Source organism: Antribacter sp. NEAU-D49 (genome assembly GCF_057158775.1).
Genome location: NZ_JBXTSN010000029.1, coordinates 1 through 17,424 on the forward strand (window position 1 = coordinate 1; position 17,424 = coordinate 17,424).

General features: G+C 74.6%; 18 protein-coding genes. 12 read left to right on the forward strand and 6 right to left on the reverse strand.

Features of this window, described 5'->3' with window-relative positions; genetic code table 11:
* Positions 1–22: 22 nt before the first annotated feature.
* Positions 23–574: a YceI family protein gene (locus tag AC060K_RS18775; protein WP_483766871.1), complete on the reverse strand. Its 552-nt coding sequence runs from the start codon at positions 572–574 to the stop codon at positions 23–25.
* Positions 575–690: 116 nt separating this feature from the next.
* Between AC060K_RS18775 and AC060K_RS18780 the strand changes: the two genes are divergently transcribed.
* Positions 691–1,197: a MarR family winged helix-turn-helix transcriptional regulator gene (locus AC060K_RS18780; RefSeq protein WP_483766872.1), complete on the forward strand. Its 507-nt coding sequence runs from the start codon at positions 691–693 to the stop codon at positions 1,195–1,197.
* A 43-nt stretch (positions 1,198–1,240) separates the two neighbouring features.
* On the opposite strand, the gene aqpZ is transcribed toward AC060K_RS18780, so the two are convergent.
* Positions 1,241–2,041 (reverse strand): aquaporin Z, encoded by an 801-nt coding sequence (gene aqpZ / locus AC060K_RS18785; protein ID WP_483766873.1) that lies wholly within the window; start codon positions 2,039–2,041, stop codon positions 1,241–1,243.
* Positions 2,042–2,216: 175 nt separating this feature from the next.
* On the opposite strand from aqpZ, the gene AC060K_RS18790 reads away from it, so the two are divergent.
* The 5 genes from AC060K_RS18790 to ccsB are packed head-to-tail and all read left to right on the forward strand — an operon-like array spanning position 2,217 to position 7,093.
* Positions 2,217–2,861: a histidine phosphatase family protein gene (locus AC060K_RS18790; protein ID WP_483766874.1), complete on the forward strand. Its 645-nt coding sequence runs from the start codon at positions 2,217–2,219 to the stop codon at positions 2,859–2,861.
* Between the two features lie 56 nt (positions 2,862–2,917).
* Complete coding sequence (locus AC060K_RS18795) at positions 2,918–3,460, forward strand: TlpA family protein disulfide reductase (protein WP_483766918.1); 543 nt, start codon at positions 2,918–2,920, stop codon at positions 3,458–3,460.
* Positions 3,460–4,311, forward strand: a complete 852-nt coding sequence (locus AC060K_RS18800; protein WP_483766919.1) for a cytochrome c biogenesis CcdA family protein — start codon at positions 3,460–3,462, stop codon at positions 4,309–4,311. Before AC060K_RS18795 ends, AC060K_RS18800 begins: the two co-directional genes overlap by 1 nt.
* Complete coding sequence (resB, locus tag AC060K_RS18805; protein WP_483766875.1) at positions 4,311–6,074, forward strand: cytochrome c biogenesis protein ResB; 1,764 nt, start codon at positions 4,311–4,313, stop codon at positions 6,072–6,074. The genes AC060K_RS18800 and resB overlap by 1 nt, the downstream gene beginning before the upstream one ends.
* A 2-nt stretch (positions 6,075–6,076) precedes the next feature.
* Positions 6,077–7,093: a c-type cytochrome biogenesis protein CcsB gene (ccsB, locus tag AC060K_RS18810; RefSeq protein WP_483766876.1), complete on the forward strand. Its 1,017-nt coding sequence runs from the start codon at positions 6,077–6,079 to the stop codon at positions 7,091–7,093.
* Positions 7,094–7,208: 115 nt separating this feature from the next.
* Here the strand turns inward: ccsB and AC060K_RS18815 are convergent, their stop codons facing one another.
* The gene (locus AC060K_RS18815) at positions 7,209–7,685 is read right to left on the reverse strand and encodes a PLD nuclease N-terminal domain-containing protein (RefSeq protein ID WP_483766877.1); all 477 of its coding nucleotides are present in this window, start codon (positions 7,683–7,685) and stop codon (positions 7,209–7,211) included.
* Between the two features lie 65 nt (positions 7,686–7,750).
* Here AC060K_RS18815 and AC060K_RS18820 point away from each other — a divergent pair, with 65 nt between their 5' ends.
* Positions 7,751–8,059 (forward strand): DUF4229 domain-containing protein, encoded by a 309-nt coding sequence (locus tag AC060K_RS18820; RefSeq protein ID WP_483766878.1) that lies wholly within the window; start codon positions 7,751–7,753, stop codon positions 8,057–8,059.
* Positions 8,060–8,074: 15 nt separating this feature from the next.
* Here AC060K_RS18820 and AC060K_RS18825 read toward each other — a convergent pair whose 3' ends face one another.
* Both AC060K_RS18825 and AC060K_RS18830 read right to left on the reverse strand, forming a co-directional pair.
* Positions 8,075–8,944: a 1,4-dihydroxy-2-naphthoate polyprenyltransferase gene (locus tag AC060K_RS18825; RefSeq protein WP_483766879.1), complete on the reverse strand. Its 870-nt coding sequence runs from the start codon at positions 8,942–8,944 to the stop codon at positions 8,075–8,077.
* A 118-nt stretch (positions 8,945–9,062) separates the two neighbouring features.
* A complete protein-coding gene (locus tag AC060K_RS18830) occupies positions 9,063–10,241 on the reverse strand; it encodes an AMP-binding protein (RefSeq protein WP_483766880.1) in 1,179 nt (392 codons plus the stop codon).
* Positions 10,242–10,411: 170 nt separating this feature from the next.
* On the opposite strand from AC060K_RS18830, the gene AC060K_RS18835 reads away from it, so the two are divergent.
* Positions 10,412–11,437 (forward strand): DUF3048 domain-containing protein, encoded by a 1,026-nt coding sequence (locus AC060K_RS18835; protein ID WP_483766881.1) that lies wholly within the window; start codon positions 10,412–10,414, stop codon positions 11,435–11,437.
* A 28-nt stretch (positions 11,438–11,465) separates the two neighbouring features.
* Here the strand turns inward: AC060K_RS18835 and AC060K_RS18840 are convergent, their stop codons facing one another.
* Positions 11,466–12,419, reverse strand: a complete 954-nt coding sequence (locus AC060K_RS18840; protein WP_483766882.1) for a 1,4-dihydroxy-2-naphthoyl-CoA synthase — start codon at positions 12,417–12,419, stop codon at positions 11,466–11,468.
* 130 nt (positions 12,420–12,549) lie between these two features.
* Here AC060K_RS18840 and AC060K_RS18845 point away from each other — a divergent pair, with 130 nt between their 5' ends.
* The 4 genes from AC060K_RS18845 (at position 12,550) to AC060K_RS18860 (ending at position 17,292) form a co-directional block, all read left to right on the forward strand.
* Entirely contained in the window at positions 12,550–12,723 is a 174-nt protein-coding gene (locus AC060K_RS18845; RefSeq protein WP_483766883.1) for a hypothetical protein, read from the forward strand.
* Entirely contained in the window at positions 12,707–13,690 is a 984-nt protein-coding gene (locus AC060K_RS18850; protein ID WP_483766884.1) for an o-succinylbenzoate synthase, read from the forward strand. Before AC060K_RS18845 ends, AC060K_RS18850 begins: the two co-directional genes overlap by 17 nt.
* Positions 13,687–15,552, forward strand: coding sequence for a 2-succinyl-5-enolpyruvyl-6-hydroxy-3-cyclohexene-1-carboxylic-acid synthase (gene menD, locus AC060K_RS18855; protein WP_483766885.1), 1,866 nt, complete (start codon positions 13,687–13,689; stop codon positions 15,550–15,552). Before AC060K_RS18850 ends, menD begins: the two co-directional genes overlap by 4 nt.
* 168 nt (positions 15,553–15,720) lie before the next feature.
* Positions 15,721–17,292 (forward strand): S1C family serine protease, encoded by a 1,572-nt coding sequence (locus AC060K_RS18860; RefSeq protein WP_483766886.1) that lies wholly within the window; start codon positions 15,721–15,723, stop codon positions 17,290–17,292.
* The last annotated feature ends 132 nt before the right edge of the window (positions 17,293–17,424 follow it).

Genomic DNA, 17,424 nt, shown 5'->3' on the forward strand with positions numbered 1-17,424 from the left:
CCCACCGCGAGGAGCCGGGGGGTCAGCCCTTTGCGATCGCCGAGATGTCGAGGGCGATCTTGACCTTGTCGCCCACCAGGACGCCGCCACCCTCGATGGCCGCGTTCCAGGTGAGGCCGAAGTCCTTGCGCGAGATCTCGAGCGCGGCCGAGAAGCCGGCGCGGGAGTTGCCGAACGGGTCCACCGCGGTGCCCTCGAACTCGGTCTCGAGCTCGACGGAGCGCGTCACGCCGTTGATCGTCAGGTCGCCGGTGATGACGTAGTCGTCGCCGTCGGCCGCGATGCCGGTCGAGGTGAAGGACCAGACGGGGTTCTCCTCGGCGTGCCAGAAGTCGGCGCTCTTGAGGTGGCCGTCGCGGTTGGCGTCGCCCGTGTTCACCGAGGCGGCGTCGAGCTCGGCGGTGACGCTGGAGGACTCGAGGTCCTCGCCCACCACGATGGAGCCGGAGGTGATGGCGATGGTGCCGCGGACCTTCGCGATGCCCGCGTGGCGGACCTGGAAGGACGCGGTGGAGTGCGAGGCGTCGATGTCGTAAGCACCGGTGGTGAGGCCGGCGGGCAGCGGAGTAGCCATAGGAGTTCCCCTCGGGACGAGTCGTGTAGTTGATGGCTCAACTACCTTCCGGGGTCTCAACATAGCGGGTCGCGTACCTTATTCCCAGGTGGACCGAGGAGGATCAGATCAGGCGCATGACGAACGAGGACGAGGTTCGCTGGCTCGACGCCAGCCAGCAGGACATCTGGCGGCACTACCTGGAGGGGACGGCGCGCTTCGTCGAGGCCCTCGAGTCCATCCACCAGGCCGAGCTGCCGCTCAGCCTCGGCGAGTACGGGCTTCTGGTGAAGCTGTCGGAGCAGCCGGACCGCACGCTGCGCATGTCGGCGCTCGCGGACGGGCTCGTGGTGTCGCGGAGCCGGCTCAGCCACACGGTCGCCCGCATGGAGGAGCGCGGGCTCGTCTCGCGCTGCGCCGCGTCCGGAGACCGGCGTGGGGTGAACTGCCAGCTGACGGACGCCGGCTACGCGGCCCTGGTCGACGCCGCCCCGGGGCACGTGCGGGCGGTGCGCCGGCTCATGGTCGACGTGCTGGAGCCCGAGGAGTTCGAGGCGCTGGGCCGCGCCATGGCGAAGGTGGCCGCCGCGGGGCGTGCGGCCACCGCCGCGAACGGCGGCCCGAAGGGGCGCACCGCCTGCTGACGGTACGCCCCTCCGGGTGCCGGGGGCCGGGGCCACGACCGCCTCAGTCCGTCATGGAGCGCCCGAAGAGCGGCCGGTAGAGGAACCCCGCGATCAGGCCGCCCACCACCGGGAACACGAGGAAGACCCACAGCTGGGCGAGCGCGTCGCCGCCGCCCCAGATCGCCGCGGCGAGCGACCGGGCGGGGTTCACGGACGTGTTGGTCACCGGGATCGAGATCAGGTGGATGAGCGTGAGCGAGAGGCCGATGGCCAGCGGCGCGAGGCCCGGCGCCGCGACCCGCGCGGTGGTGCCGAGGATGACGAGCAGGAACACGGCCGTCAGCACCACCTCGGTGAGGATCGCCGCCCCGAGGCCGAAACCGCCGGGCGAGTGCTCTCCGAACCCGTTCGAGGCGAACCCGCCCTCGCGCGCCGCCGTGAAGAAGTCGCCCTCGCCGCCCGCGGCGATCGCCGCGATCACGCTGGAGCCGATCACACCGCCGACGAGCTGCGCCACGATGTAGCCCGGCACGTCACGCCAGGCGAACCGCCCCGCGGCCGCGAGGCCGAGGGTCACCGCCGGGTTGAAGTGCCCGCCGGAGACCGGTCCGAACGCGTACGCGCCCACCAGCACCGTCAGGCCGAACGCGAGCGAGACCCCCAGGAAGCCCACCCCGAGGGTGTTGGACTCGGCGTCGGGGAAGTTCGCGGCGAACACCGCGGTCCCCACGCCGCCGAGGACGAGCAGGAACGTGCCCAGCACCTCGGCCGCCAGGCGGCCGGCCGTCGTGGGGCTCGGGACCGACGGGGCGGTCCCTGTGGTGGGGGCGCCCGTGGGGACGCCGGACGTGGACTTGGCCATGGGTGTCTCCTTGCAGACCGGCAGTGGGACGGGTGTGGGCGTCCGCGGTGCGGGGCCACCCCCGCTTGCGACAGTAGGCGGGCCTCGGCGATCCGGCGCGATGTGACGTAATCACCGTCCTGCCGCCGTTTCCGGGCGCACGCACCACTCCCTCCCGGATGGGAGACTGGGGGCCATGGTCTCCACCACGGTCCATCTGCTCCGGCACGGCGAGGTCTTCAACCCCCAGGGCGTGCTCTACGGTCGTCTGCCCGGTTACGGGCTCTCCGAGCTGGGCCACGAGATGGCCCGCCGGGTGGCGAAGCACCTGGTGGACCAGGATCGCGACATCGTGCGCGTGGTCGCCTCGCCGCTGCAGCGGGCGCAGGAGACGGCCGCGCCGCTCGTCGAGGCGCTGGGCCTGGAGCTCGCCACCGACGACCGCCTGATCGAGGCGCAGAACCACTTCGAGGGTCTCACCTTCGGCGTGGGCGAGGGGTCGCTCAAGCACCCGCGCCACTGGCGGCACGTGTGGAACCCGTTCCTCCCGTCGTGGGGCGAGCCGTACACGGAGCAGGTCGCGCGCATGCGCGCCGCCGTGGAGGACGCACGCCGCGCGGTCGAGGGGCACGAGATCGTGCTCGTCAGCCACCAGCTGCCCGTCTGGCTCACCCGGTCCAGCTTCGAGGGCCGCCGCCTGTGGCACGACCCGCGCAACCGCCAGTGCACCCTCGCCTCGCTGACGTCCCTCACCTTCGAGGATGACCGGTTCGTGCGGCTGCACTACAGCGAGCCCGTCGCCGACCTGCTCCCGGGCGCCAGCCCCGTCCCCGGGGCGTGACGGTGGCGGCGATCCACAGGCTCCGGCGGGTCCTCGCCGCGGGTGCGGTCCTGGCGATGGCGACCACGCTCGCCGCGTGCACGAGCGACTCCGGTGCCGCCACCGACGCGGTGGGCCAGGGGTACGTCTCGGGCGACGGGTCGGTGCAGACCTGGGAACCGGGCGAGCGCAAGGGCCCCGTGACCGTGGCCGGCACGGACTTCGCGGGCAACGCCGTCGACGTGGCCGACTGGGCCGGCGACGTCGTCGTGGTCAACACCTGGTACGCGGGCTGCCCGCCCTGCCGGGCCGAGGCGCCCGACCTGGCCGAGCTCGCCACCACGTTCGCGCCTGACGGCGTGAAGTTCGTCGGGATCAACACGGAGGACGAGGCGCCCACCGCGCAGGCCTTCGAGCGCACCTTCGAGGTGCCGTACCCGAGCATCGACGACCGGTCGGCGACGGTCCGCGCGGGTCTGTCCGGCGTCGTGCCGCTGCAGGCGGTCCCGTCCACCGTGCTGCTGGACGCGGAGGGCATGGTCGCCGCCCGGGTCATCGGCCAGGTCGACCGGTCCACCCTGGAGAGCCTCCTCGAGGACCTCCTCGCGGAGGCCGCGTGATGGTCCCCGCCCTCGTCGGGGCCGCGTCCGTGGGCGAGGGCTTCGCCACCACCGCGTTCAGCGGCTCCCTGCTCCTCGCTGTCCCGGTCGCGCTGCTCGCCGGCCTGGTCTCCTTCGCGTCCCCCTGCGTGCTCCCGCTGGTGCCGGGGTACGTGGGCTACGTGAGCGGCCTGGCCGCGGCCACGGCGGGGGGCGCCGGGGGGCCGAACCGTGGGGTGGGGGCGGCGGAACGCGCCTCGGGCGGTCGGGTCGCCGGTGCGCGGGTCGCGCCGGGCCGCGGCCGGGTGGTCCTCGGCGTGGGGCTGTTCGTGCTGGGCTTCACCGTCGTCTTCGTGTCGCTCATGGCGGCGGCGGGCGCGGTGGGCGTGTACCTGGTCCGCTGGGAGGACGTCCTGACCCGCGTGCTCGGGGTCGTCGTGGTGCTGCTCGGCCTCGGCTTCCTCGGCGCCGTCCCGTTCCTGCAGCGGGAGGCGCGGTTTCACGTGAACCCGCGCGCCGGCCTGTGGGGCGCGCCGCTCCTCGGGGTCGTGTTCGGGCTCGGGTGGACGCCCTGCATCGGGCCGACGCTGGGCGCCGTCCAGGCCCTCGCGCTCGACGAGGCGTCGGCGGGGCGGGGCGCGATCCTCGGCGTCGCCTACTGCGTGGGGCTCGGCGTGCCGTTCCTGCTCGTGGCCCTCGGGCTGCAGAGCTCGCAGCGCATGATGGGTTTCCTGCGCCGTCACCGCCTCGCGGTGATGCGGCTCGGCGGGTCCCTCCTCGTGCTCGTGGGTCTCGCGCTCGTGACGGGGCTGTGGGGTCACGTGACGGGCCTGATGCAGGGCTGGATCAGCGGATTCGAGACGGTGCTCTGATGCGTGAGACAGACCCGGCCGCAGCCGTGGCCCCGGAGACCGACGCCTCGGGGCGGGCCGACGGCGCCTACGTGCCCGAGGGGATCTCGGACGCCTTCGCCGAGGGCGAGCAGGCCGAGGGCGAGCCCCGCGAGGGTGACGCCGCCGCCCGGGGCGACCGACCGGCGTCGGGCAGCCAGGGCGGGCCCGACGCCGGGCTGCCGCGGCTCGGCTGGGCCGGGACGCTGCGCTGGACGTGGCGCCAGCTCACCTCGATGCGCGTGGCGCTCATGCTGCTCATGCTGCTGGCCGTCGCGGCGGTGCCCGGCTCGGTGCTGCCGCAGCGCAACCAGGACGCCGCAGCGGTGCTCACCTACCTGGCCGACCACCCCACCGCGGGCGAGTGGCTCGACCGGTTCGGGTTCTTCGAGGTGTACACCTCGCCGTGGTTCTCGGCGATCTACCTGTTGCTGTTCGTGTCGCTGGTGGGCTGCATCCTGCCGCGGTCGGCGGCGCACTGGCGCAACCTGCGCGGCCGGCCGCCGCGCGTGCCGGCGCGGTTCTCGCGCTTCCCGGCAACCGGGACCGTCACCACCGACGCCAGCCCCGACGAGGCCGTGGCCGCCGTCGCGGCCCACCTGCGGGGCCGCCCCTGGCTGCCGACCTTCCGCGTGGACGTGCGCGGGCACGAGCTCAGCGCGGAGCGCGGCTACCTGCGCGAGACCGGCAACCTCGTGTTCCACCTGGCCCTCGTGGGCCTGCTCGTGTCCGTGGCGACCGGGCAGATGCTGCACTACCGGGGCCAGGCGATCGTCACGGAAGGGCGCGGCTTCGCCAACGCCGTCGTGGACTACGACACGTTCGAGAACGGGTCGTGGTTCGAGCCGTCGTCGCTCTCGCCGTTCGCGATGACCCTCGACTCGTTCGACTCGGAGTTCGAGACGAGCGACGTGGCGGCGTTCGGGCAGGCCCGCGACTTCACGGCGCACGTCACCATCACGGAGCCCTCGGGCGCCACCCGGCCCGAGACTGTCAAGGTGAACCACCCGCTCGTGGTCGACGGCGCCAAGATCTACCTCCAGGGCAACGGCTTCGCGCCCGAGCTCACGGTGACCGACGCCGCCGGCCAGGTCGCGTTCTCGCAGCGCGTCCCCTTCCTGCCGGAGGACGTCAACTACACGTCGCGCGGCGTCGTCAAGGTGCCCGACGTGTCACCCGGGCTGGAGCAGATCGGCCTCGTGGGCTACTTCCTCCCGACGGCGATCGTCGAGGCCGACGGGTCGGCACGGTCCGGGTTCCCGCTGCCGACCGACCCGCTGCTGATCCTCGAGGTCTACCGCGGTGACCTCGGGCTGGACGAGGGCGTGCCGCAGAACGTCTACCGGCTCGACACCGCCACGCTCACACCGTCTGTCGAGGCCACGGGGGAGCGCGTCAAGGTGCTGCTCCGGCCGGGACAGACGGTCGAGCTGCCCGACGGCCTCGGCACCGTGAGCCTCGGCGCCGACATCCCCCGGTACGTCGCGCTCGACCTGCGCCACGACCCGTCCCTCGCCTTCGTGCTCGTCTTCGCGCTCGCCGCGCTCGGCGGCCTGACCGTGTCGCTCTTCACGCCGCGTCGCCGGGTCTGGGCGCGTGCCCAGGTCTCCGGCGGCGCTACGGTGGTCGAGGTCGCGGGCCTCGCCCGCGGGGACGACGCCGGCCTGGACGGCGAGGTCGAGCGGGCGCTCGACGCGGTACCAGGCTCCACCCGTCCCACGACCACCCCTCGTACGGAAGGCTGACCATGCAGATCGCCGAGCTGAGCGCCCTGCTCGTCTGGGCTGCCGCGACGGCGCTCGCCGTCGCGCTCGCCGCGTTCGCGACCGACCTCGCGCGGCTCTCCGGGGCCAAGGTCGTCGCGCGCGACGGCGCACGTGCCGGTGCCGGGGCGCGTGCCACGGCCCGCGTCGGGGCCGCCTACGGCCCCGCCGACGACGCGTCGGACGGGCCCGCGGACAGGCCCTCGGGCGAAGGGCCCGATGACGACGGCGCCCCCGCCGTCGTCTCGCGCAAGGCCGCCGGGATCGGGATGTCCGTCTCGTGGCTGGCGGCCGTGCTGCTCCTCGCCGCGATCGTGCTCCGTGGTATCGCCGCGGGCCGCACGCCGTGGGCCAACATGTACGAGTTCACGCTCGTGGGCACGTTCGTGGCGCTGGCCGTGTTCCTCGGCGTGAACCTGCGCCGCGACGCCCGGTTCCTGGGGGCGTTCGTGACCGGCCTCGGCGCGCTCTTCCTGGTGCTCGGCCTCAACGCGTTCTACGTCGACGCGATGGGCGTGCAGCCGGCGCTCCAGAAGTACTGGCTCGTGATCCACGTGGGGGTCGCGATCGCCGCCACCGGCATCTTCACCGTGTCGTTCGTGGTGTCGGCGCTGCAGCTGCTCCGCGACTCGCGCGACCTCGGGTCTCCCGCGCTCGCCCGGTGGGGCTGGCTCGACAGCACGCCCACGCCGAGCGTGCTCGAGGCGCAGTCGTTCCGGCTCAACGCGGTCGGCTTCGTGCTGTGGACGTTCACCATCATCGGCGGCGCGATCTGGGCCGAGGACGCCTGGGGCCGGTACTGGGGCTGGGACCCCAAGGAGGTGTGGTCCTTCGTGATCTGGGTCGTGTACGCGGCCTACCTGCACGCTCGCACCACGCGCGGCTGGTCCGGCCGCCGGGCCGCCTGGTTCGTGGTGGCCGGCTACGCCTGCGTCCTGTTCAACTTCACCGGAGTGAACCTGATCTTCAACGGCAAGCACTCGTACTCGGGCCTGTCCTGACCCTGCGGGCTCCGTAGCTGGTGTGCTGTCCGCCCCGAGAACGTCATGAGGTATCGCCTGCCGGTCGCAGGCGGTACCTCATGACGTTCTGGAAGCGGACCGTGCCGGGGAATGCTCAGCCGGCCTGCGGCGTGCCGCCGTCCTCGTCCGGCTTGTCCGTGAGGCCGCCGTTGCCGGCCGGCCCAGCAGGCCCGTCGGGCTCGCCGGCCGGGCGGTCCGCGGCGCCGTCGTCGGCCGTGGTGCCTGACACCTGGCCGGCCTCGCGCTCGCGCTTGCGGCGCTCCTGCTCCAGGCGCCAGAGGAACTCGGGGTCGTCGTCCGGCGCCACCGGCGCGTTCGAGCGCCGGGCGGGAGCCTGCCGCGTGGCGGGTGACGCGCCGGGCCGAGGCTGCCGGGGCGCGACGCGCCGTCCCCTGCTCGACGCGCGCACCACGATCCAGGCCAGCGAGCCTGCGAGCGGCAGGAACACGATGAGGATCGCCCACAACCACTTGGGCAGTCCCTTGAGCTCGTCCTCCTCGGCGCCGGCGAGATCCACCAGCGCGTAGACGACGAGGCCGATCACCAGGAGGGTCAGGACCACGCGGAGCATGACCCCAGCCTAGGCCGTCGGGGCCGCCCGCCCGTCCGCCCCCGTGGAGCGCCTACCCTGGAGGGGTGCCTCTCCTCGTCTACTCCCTGCTCCGGGTCGGTCTGTTCGCCGTCCTCGCGCTCGCCCTCTACTGGGTGGGCCTGCGGGACTGGCTGCTCGTGCTGGTCGCGGCGATCCTTGCGTTCGCCCTCTCCTACCTGCTCCTGCGCGGGCCTCGGGACGCGTCGGCGCGGTGGCTGGCGGAGCGGTCGGGCCGGGCGGCCGCCGGGGACCCCACCGCGCGCGGCTTCACCCGCGAGGCCGTGGACGACGCCGACGTGGAGGACGCCGCGGTGGACGCGCGCCTCGAGGGCGACGACCGCCGGACGAGCTGACTGTCTCGGCAGGGGTCAGAGCGACAGGCCCATGCCCAGCAGCACGCCGTAACCCAGCTCGAACAGCCCGGTCCCGGCGAGGACGGGGACCAGCAGGCGACCGCGCGCGCCGGCCAGCACGGGGAGTGACAGGAGCGCGGCGGGGCCTACCAGGAGCACCACCGCGAACGACCACGGCGCCCAGAACGCGCACGCCGTCCCCAGCAGCACGGGGACCCAGAGCAGCACCGCGTAGGCCCGCCGGGCGCGGAAGTCGCCGAGCCGGACGGCGAGCGTGCGCTTGCCGGCGAGGACGTCGGTGGGGATGTCGCGCAGGTTGTTGACCATGAGCAGCGCGCAGGCGATGAGGCCCACGCCGACGGCGCCCAGCACCGACGGCCACGTCACGCGGTCCGCCTGCGTGTACGTGGTGCCCAGCACGGCCACGAGGCCGAAGAAGACGAACACCCCGACCTCGCCCAGGCCCAGGTAGCCGTACGGGCGCCGCCCGCCCGTGTAGAACCAGGCGGCGGCCACGCAGACCGCGCCGACGGCCAGCAGCCACCAGTGCCCGGTGATCGCGCACAGCGCGAACCCCAGCACGCCCGCGACGCCGAACGCCGCGAACGCTGCGTTCCGGACCTGACGCGGCGCGGCCGCGCCGGAGGCGGTGAGCCGCATGGGTCCTACCCGGTCGAGGTCGGTGCCGCGCACGCCGTCCGAGTAGTCGTTGGCGTAGTTCACCCCCACCTGCAGGGCGAGGGCGACGCCGAGCGCCAGGAGCGCGGGCAGCAGGGCCGCCTCCCCCACCTGGGCCGCGGCCCCCGTGCCGACCATCACGGGCGCAGCCGCCGCCGGCAGCGTGCGGGGCCGTGCCCCGGAGATCCACTCGGCGGCTGTCGCCATCTACCTGCTCCTTGTCCTGAGGTTCCATGCTGCCCAACGCGCCGGCGCCCCTGCGGAGTTCCGGCGGGGCGCCCACGTCACGGTACGTCGCGGCCGCCCCTGCCACCGAATGCGCGCCTCACCGGAGGGCGGCGACAAACTCCGTCACGGCGCGCCGGTCCACCTTGCCGGGCCCCCGGACGGGCAGGCCGTCCGTCAGGTAGACCTCCCGCGGGGCGGCCGCCCGGCCCAGCCGGGCGGCGACGGCCGCCCGGACCTGCGCGGTCACCTCGCCAGGCGCGGTCCGCAGCGGGCCGACGCCGGACGACACGACGGCCACGACTGCCTGCCCCCACTCGTCGTCCGGGACGCCCACGACGCAGACCTCGCCGCCGGCTCCCGGCGTGCTCCCTGCGCCGGCCAGGAGGCGGGGCCGGGCGGCGAACAGTTCCGAGATCACCTGCTCGACCGCGGCCGGGGCGACGTTGACGCCGCCGGTGACCACGACGTCGTCGGCCCGGCCGAGGATCGTGAGCCGGCCCGAGGTGTCGAGCGAGCCCAGGTCGGAGGTACGGAACCAGCGGGTGCCGTCGGGGTCGGCGCGGAAGGAGGCGGCGGTGGCGTCGTCGTCCCCGACATAGCCGGCGGCCAGCACCGGGCCGGAGATCTCGACGAGCCCGTCGGTGACCCGGACGGCGACCCCGGCGAGCGGGACGCCGTCGTAGACGCAGCCCCCGCTGGTCTCGGACATGCCGTACGTCGTCACGACGCGGACGCCCGCCGCTCGGGCGCGCGCCAGCAGCGGGACCGGCGTCGCCGCGCCGCCGACCAGCACCCCGTCGAACCGGGCGAGGGCGGCGAGCCCCGCGGTGGCGCCCGCGTCGGCGGCGTCGACGAGGCGGTGGAGCTGGGTGGGCACCAGCGAGACGTAGGCGGGGCCGTCACCGCGGAGGAGAGCGCCCGCGTGGTGGGCGAAGCCGTCGGCGGTGAAGGGACTGTCCGGCACGGCGGCGAGCTCTGTGCCCGCCACGACCGTCCGCGTCACGACCTGGACGCCCGCCACGTGCGTGGGAGGCAGCGCCAGGAGCCAGCGGCCGGGCCCGCCGAGGCGCTCGTGCGTCGCCGCGGCGGAGGCACGCAGGGCTGACGCGGTCAGCGCCACCTCGCGGGGGGTGCCGGTCGAGCCGGAGGTGCGGAGCACCAGAGCGGTGCCGTCGGGGACCGGCCCGCGGTGCAGCCGAGGCTGCGGGGCGAACGCCGGGCCGCCTGCGAGCGCCGCCCGCACCGCGGACACTGTCTCGGCCAGGTCCGGTGTCACCAGGTCAGGGTATCCGGGCGATGTAGTGTGGCCGCGTTCACGACGACCGACAGGGGACATCAGGCATGGTCAAGAGGGGTGCCGCTGGGCGGCGACCCACCGCCCGCAGCGGGGCTCCGCGCCGGGGGTCCACGGCTGGCGCTCGACGGGGTACCGCTGTCGCGCTCGGGGTGGTCCTGTCCCTGGTCTCCGTCGGCTGCACCTCCGGGCAGGAGGAGGAGCCCCAGGCAGCGCCGACCGTCACCGTGCCGGCCGAGGTCGTCAGCGCCAGGGGCGCGCCGCCCCAGCCCGTGGTGCCGGTCGTCTGGCCGCTGACCGGTGTGCCGACCGCCGAGGTGGCGGCACGGCCCGCCCTGGCGATCAAGATCGAGAACTCGGCGGAGTCGCGCCCCCAGACGGGCCTGGAGCAGGCCGACATCGTCTGGGAGGAGGTGGTGGAGGGCGGCATCACGCGCTTCGTCGCCGTGTACCACTCTCAGGTCCCGGAAGCGGTGGAGCCGGTCCGGTCGGTCCGGCCCATGGACCCGGCGATCGTGGCCCCCATGCGCGGCATCCTCGCGTACTCGGGCGCCCAGCGGCCCTTCATCGACGCCGTGGGCGCCGCCGGTATCCAGTCCGTGATCATGGACGCGAACGACGCCGGCTTCCGCCGCGACCGGAGCCGGCGCGCACCCCACAACGTCGTCGGCGACCCGTCGGCGTTCTGGGCCCAGGCCGACGGCAACCGCGCCGTGCCCCCGCCGGCGCAGTTCGTCTATGCGCGCGCGGCGGGCAAGAGCACCGCGGCCACCGTCGGCACACCGGCGGTCAGGCTCGACGTCGCGATGTCCCGGGCGCAGCAGTCGCTGTGGGACTGGGACGGCGGCAGCTACCTGCGGAGCGAGGGGGCCCGTGCGTCGGTCTCGACGTCGGGCGCACGGCACTCCGCCGCCAACGTGGTGCTGCTGTCGGTGCAGGTGGTGAACACGCCGTTCCGGGACCCGTCCGGTGCGCCCGTACCCGAGACGCAGCTCGTGGGGTCCGGCGACGGCGTCGTCGCCTCCGCCGGCAAGTCGGTTCCCGTGAAGTGGTCCAAGGCGGCGCTCGACGCGCCGGTGGTCCTCACCCTCGCGGACGGGACGCCGGTCAAGCTGGAGCCGGGCATCACGTGGGTCGAGCTGGTGCCGGTGGGCACCGGGGCGTGGGCGGTCTCCTGAGCGGAGCCGGGCTGCGGTTCCGCGCGCCTCAGTAGTAGTACGGGAAGCCCGACCAGTCCGGGTCGCGGCGCTCCAGGAAGGCGTCGCGCCCCTCCACCGCCTCGTCCGTCATGTACGCGAGCCGCGTGGCCTCGCCGGCGAAGACCTGCTGGCCCGCGATGCCGTCGTCGGCCAGGTTGAAGGCGAACTTGAGCATGCGGACGGCCTGCGGTGACTTGGTCGCGATGGTCCGCGCGTACTCGAGCGCGAGCGACTCCACGTCCGCGTGCTCCGCGACCTCGTTGACCGCGCCCCAGCGCTCGGCGTCGTCGGCGGAGTACTCACGGGCGAGGAAGAACACCTCGCGGGCGCGCTTCTGACCCACCTGCCGGGCGAAGTACGCCGAGCCGTAGCCGGCGTCGAACGACCCCACGTTCGCGTCGGTCTGCTTGAACTTCCCGTGCTCGCGGCACGCGATCGACAGGTCGGCCACGACGTGGAGCGAGTGTCCGCCGCCCGCGGCCCAGCCGTCCACCACGGCGATGACGATCTTGGGCATGGTGCGGATCAGGCGCTGCACCTCCAGGATGTGGAGGCGGCCCGCGCGGGCGGGGTCGATGCTGTCCGCCGTCTCGGTCTCCGCGTACCGGTACCCGTCCCGGCCGCGGATCCGCTGGTCGCCGCCGCTGCAGAACGCCCAGCCGCCGTCCTTCGACGACGGCCCGTTGCCCGTGATCAGCACCGTGCCGACGTCGCTCGTCATGCGGGCGTGGTCCAGCACCCGGTAGAGCTCGTCCACGCTGTGCGGGCGGAACGCGTTGCGGACGTCCGGCCGGTCGAACGCGACGCGGACCACCGGTAGGTCACGGGGCTCCGGCCCGCTGCGGTCCACCCCGCGGTGGTACGTGATGTCCGTCAGGTCCTCGAACCCGGTGACGTCTCGCCAGAGGGACGGGTCGAACGTCTCGGAGACCTTGCGGGGGAGTGCGGTGCTCGTGCTCACGCGGACCAGCCTAGTTGTGCGGTCGGATGCCGCTGGGCGGGGGGAAGGTCCAACGTGCATAAACTGCAAGCTAGCGTTCAGTTTATGCAAGTAGCCAGGTCAGGAGGGTTGTGTCGATAGGGTTCCCGGCATGAGCGCGTCTACTTGGTGGGACCCGACGCCGCTCTACCGCGACGCCCTGCACCCCGTCGCGGGCGAGATCCGCCACGTGTGGACCGTGGCGGGCATGGCGGGCGCGGCGTCGGTCACCGTGCGGACGGCCGCCCCGCCGCGGTTAGCCTGGAGGGGTGCCTCTCCTGGGTGATCCCGTCGTCTGGTCCACACCGCTGCGCACCCGGTTCCGCGGGATCGACGTGCGCGACGGGCTCCTCGTGCGCGGTGACGCCGGCTGGGGCGAGCTGTCCCCGTTCTGGGACTACGACGACGTCGAGTCCGCCACCTGGCTCCGCGCCACCCGGGAGGCCGCCACGCTCGGCTGGCCCGCCCCTGTGCGCGACACGGTGCCGGTCAACGTCACGGTCCCCGCCGTGGGCCCCGACCAGGCTCGGGAGATCGTGCTGGCGTCCGGCGGGTGCCGCACCGCCAAGGTGAAGGTGGCGCAGCGGTCGCCCTCCGGCGAGCCCGAGCCGGTGGCCGCCGAGGCCGCGCGGCTCGAAGCCGTCCGGGAGGCGCTCGGACCCCACGGTGCGATCCGGGTCGACGCCAACGGCGGCTGGACCCTCGACGAGGCTCTCGACCGGCTGCCCGTCCTCGACCGCGCCGCCGGCGGCCTGGAGTACGCCGAGCAGCCGTGCGCCGCCGTCGAGGACCTCGCGTTCCTCCGGCGCAAGCAGGCCGTGCTCATCGCCGCGGACGAGTCGATCCGCCGGGCCGAGGACCCGCTGCGCGTGCTCCGCGAGGAGGCCGCCGACATCGTGGTGCTCAAGGTCCAGCCCCTCGGCGGCGTCCGCGCCTGCCTCGACCTGTACGAGCAGCTCGGGCTGCCCGTGGTGGTGTCGTCGGCGCTCGAGTCGTCGGTCGGTCTCGCGGCCGGGGTGGCGCTCGCGGCGGCTCTCCCTGAGCTCCCGTACGCCTGCGGCCTCGCCACGTCCCAGCTGCTCCAGCGGGACGTCACCGGGGCCCCGCTCCTCCCCGTCGACGGCGCGCTGCCCGTGCGGCCCGTCGCGCCCGACCCGGAGGTGCTCGCCGCAGCACCCGCCCCGCCGGAGGTGCGCGACGCCTGGCTCGCCCGGTACCACCGGCTCGTCGCGGTCCTGGACGGTGCCCGGTGAGCGGGCTTCCGCCGTCCGTCGCGGCCGCCCGGGCCCTCGTCGCCGACCTCGTCGCCCTCGGGGTGCACGACGTCGTCCTCGCCCCAGGTTCGCGCTCCGCCCCCCTCGCGTACGCGCTGGCCGCGGCGGCCGACGCCGGGGATCTGACCCTCCACGTCCGCGTTGACGAGCGCACAGCAGGCTTCCTCGCGCTGGGCCTGTCCCGGGGCTCGGGCCTCGGACCGGACGGCGCGGCGACACCTGGCGGCGCTACGACACCCGATGCTCCCCGCCCCGTGGCCGTCGTGACGACCTCCGGCACCGCGGTCGCGAACCTGCACCCCGCCGTGCTCGAGGCGCACCACACCGGGGTGCCGCTGGTGCTGCTCACGGCGGACCGCCCGCACGAGCTCCGCGGTACCGGCGCGTCGCAGACCACCGACCAGGTGGGCATCTTCGGCGGGGCGGTCCGGTTCGCCGTCGACGTCCCCGCGCCCGACGGCCGCCCCGGCGAGACCCGCGACCTGTCCATGGTGGCGGCGCGCGCCGTCGCCGCGGCCCTCGGCTCGCGGACCGGGTTCCCCGGCCCGGTGCACCTGAACCTCGCCTTCCGCGACCCGCTCCAGCCGCCGCTGCCCGACGTCGGCCCGGCCGGCCCCGGCGCCGACGTCGCCTCGGCGGGACTCACCTCGGGTGACACGGTCCGGCCGTCCGCCGACGCCCGGCGGGTCGTCGTCGCCCCGTCCGAGGTGCGGCACACCGCCGGTCCTGCCCTTCCCGGCGACCCGGCGCGGACCGTCGTGGTGGCCGGCGACGGCGCGGGTCCCGGAGCCCGGCGGCTGGCCGAGGCGCAGGGCTGGCCGCTGCTGGCGGAGCCGTCGTCGGGGTCGCGGGGCGGGCCCAACGCCGTGGCCGCGTACCGGCTGGTGCTCGGGGTGGAGGAGCTCGCGAGCGAGATCGAGCAGGTCGTCGTGCTCGGACGGCCCACGCTGTCCCGCCCCGTGCAGCGGTTGCTCGGGCGGCTGGGGGTGGCGGTGACCGTCGTCGCGCCAGGTGGTGCGCCCTGGCCCGACGCCGCCCGGAACGCCACCCTCGTGGTGCCTGGCCTGGCGCCGGACTGGTTCGCGGGTGCCGCAGCCGCTCGCGACCCGGGGTTCCTCCAGCGGTGGCAGGCCGCCGGGCGGGCCGCCGAGGGCTTGCTCACCGAGGCGACCGGGCAGCACCGCGCGGGCGAGCCCGAGGCGCTCGCCGTGGCACGCGCCGTGGCAGCCGCCCTCCGGGCCGACGACGTCCTCGTGGTTGGGTCGTCCAACCCCGTCCGCGACCTGGACCTGGTCCTCGGCCTCGGCGCGAGGCGGGACGAACCCGCCCTGCCCACCGTGCTCGCGAACCGCGGGCTGGCCGGGATCGACGGGACGGTGTCGACCGCCGTCGGCGTGGCGCTCGCGGTAGCCCGCCAGGGTCGCCGCACGCGGGCCCTCCTGGGCGACCTCACGTTCCTGCACGACGCGGGCGGCCTCCTCCGCGGACCCGGCGAGCCGGCGGTGGACCTGCAGGTCGTGGTCGTGAACGACGACGGCGGCTCCATCTTCGCGACCCTCGAGCACGGGGCGCTGGCGGAGGCGTCCCCCGCCGGGGCGGCGACGTTCGAGCGCGTATTCGGCACCCCGCACGGCGCCGACCTCGGCCGGCTCTGCGCGGGCTACGGCGTGGAGCACCAGCTCGTCAAGGACGTGGACGGTCTGCGGGTCGCCCTCGCGGAGCCCGGTCCGGGGATCCAGGTGCTGGAGGTGCGCGTCCCGCGGTCGGACCGGCTGGCGCGCGCGCACGACCTGGCTGCGCGGGTGTCCGAGGCGGTCAGGGCCACCCTGCCGACACAGTGACTCCGTCGGACAGAGGCACTCTCTCGGCCCTCGTACTCTGCCGAGACAGTGAGTTCGTCCGGTCATTGCACAGCGAGAGGCATAGGCTTGCAGTGAACTCTCAGGTTCGTTCAAGGATGGCGTCAGGCCGAGGGTGTCCACTGTTCTCAGACACCGAGGAGGGTCACCGTGAACAGCACCGAGCAGAACCCCGAGACGCCCCGGCCCGAGCAGCCGGCGGCTCAGCCTGAGAACCCGCAGGACGTGCGGGACGCTCAGGTCACGCAGCAGCTCCCGCGCACGCCCGCGCCGGCGGCCGCGCCCGCCCCCGCGGACGCGCCCGCCGGCCCGCCCGCACAGCACGTGCAGACGGTGCAGCCGCCGCTGCCCGCGAACCCTGTGCAGGGGGCGGCGGGCGCTGCCGGGGCGACCCGTCCGGCGTCGGCCACCTACGCCAACCCGTACTCGCTGGCGCCGAACGAGCCCGAGGGCGGGACCCCGACCCGCAAGCGGCGGGGCTGGGTCCCGCTGGTGAGCGTCGCGGCGGTGGCCGCGCTGCTCGCGAGCGCGGGCACGGCCGGGATCCTCACGGCGACCGACGACGGCTCGGCGGGCGCCTCGCTCGCGGCGGTCGGCACGCGCGAGACCGACAGCGCCCCCGTGTCGAGCTCGGACGTGACCAACCCGGACTGGCCGAAGGTCACGGCGGCGGTGGCGCCCTCGGTGGTGGCGATCCAGGTGGCGAGCCAGGGCGGCGGGTCGGTGGGCTCGGGCGTGATCCTCGACGCCGACGGCCGGATCCTGACGAACAACCACGTGGTGGCCCCCGGCGCGAACGGCACCGTCCAGGTGACCCTGTTCGACGGTCGCGTGTTCGAGGCGGAGATCGTGGGCACCGACCCCACGACCGACCTGGCGGTGGTGCAGCTGCAGGACGCGCCGGACGACCTCCAGGCCGCCTCGTTCGGCGACTCGGACGCTGTGGAGGTGGGCGAGCCGGTCCTCGCCGTCGGCAACCCGCTGGGCCTCGCGAACACGGCGACCACGGGCATCGTCTCCGCGCTCGACCGGCCGGTGACCGCGAGCGGCGAGGGCGGCGGCGACCAGGTGGTGACCAACGCGATCCAGATCGACGCCGCGGTCAACCCGGGTAACTCCGGCGGACCGCTGTTCAACGCGTCGGGCCAGGTCATCGGCATCACGTCGTCGATCGCGACGCTGTCGAGCGGCCTTGGCGGGCAGGGCGGCTCGATCGGCCTCGGCTTCGCCATCCCCGTGAACCTGGCGCGCACCATCGGCGACCAGCTCGTCGAGGACGGCACCGCCGAGCACGCGTTCCTCGGCGTCTCCATGAGCGACGGCACCGCGACCGCCGACGACGTCACGCGCCGCGGCGCCCAGGTCGAGGAGGTCAGTGCCGACTCGCCCGCGCAGGCCGCAGGCATCCAGGCCGGCGACGTGATCGTCGCGATCGACGAGGACGCCGTGAACGGGGCGGAGTCGCTCACCGCGTTCGTCCGCGAGCGCTCGGCCGGCGACACCGTGACCATCACGCTCGTGCGCGGGGGCGAGGCCCAGCAGGTCGAGGTCACGCTCGCGGTCCGCGAGGACGCGCCCGTGACCGAGCAGCCGGAGCAGGACCCGGGCACCGACCAGGGGTCGGACCAGGGTTCCGACCAGGGGGGCGGCTCGCAGGGCAGCGACTCCACGCTCCCGGACAACATCCCGGACTGGCTGCGGGACCTGCTGAACCAGGGCTGACCCCGTCCCGAAGCCGTGTGGGTATGGCTGTGGCGACAATTCCAGCGAGAATTGTCGCCACAGCCATACCCACACGGCTTGGGGAGGGGGCTGGGCGACACGCGCGGCGCGCGCCACTCCGGGGAGAAAAAC